The following is a 523-nucleotide window of genomic DNA, read 5'->3' on the forward strand; positions in this document are numbered from 1 at the left end:
TGGTAATCGTGTATTGCAGTAAGGTAGGTTCCGAAATGCTGGTCGGGTTTACGGTTTTGCTGACCGTCAGTCCCGCAGTCTGGGCAATGGTGGTTTCTGCCGTGTCATTTGTTGGGCCCGGAACTTGAGCGGTAGTCACCGAAACAGTGTTGACCAAAGGGGTTCCGGCATCGATATCCGCCTGGGTGGCCTGATACGTGGTGGTCAGTTCCCTGCTGCCTCCAACAGGAATATCAGCCAATGAACCCGTCAATGTGGCGGTACTGCCGTCGGGCAGAATATCGGTTACCTGAAGTCCGGTAAGGGCTACATTACCTGTATTCTCTATGGTTATCGTGTACTGTAATAAGGTCGGCTCCGAAATGCTGGTCGGGTTTACTGTTTTGCTGACCGTCAGTTCCGCAGTCTGGGCAATGGTGGTTTCTGCCGTGTCTTCCGTGGGTCCCGGAACTTCGTCAGTGGTTACCGAAACGCTGTTGACCAATGTGGTTCCCGCATCGATATCCGCCTGGGTAGCCTGATG

Annotated in this window: 1 protein-coding gene; it reads right to left on the bottom strand. The window is 53.7% G+C overall.

What is annotated here, in order from left to right; genetic code table 11:
• Nucleotides 1-523 (bottom strand): DUF7507 domain-containing protein (locus tag H1A14_RS23090; RefSeq protein WP_194778679.1); only part of this gene is annotated, 523 nt, incomplete at both ends.

The sequence above is a fragment of the Pararhodonellum marinum genome (assembly GCF_015354735.1).
Taxonomy (GTDB): Bacteria; Bacteroidota; Bacteroidia; order Cytophagales; family Cyclobacteriaceae; genus Pararhodonellum; species Pararhodonellum marinum.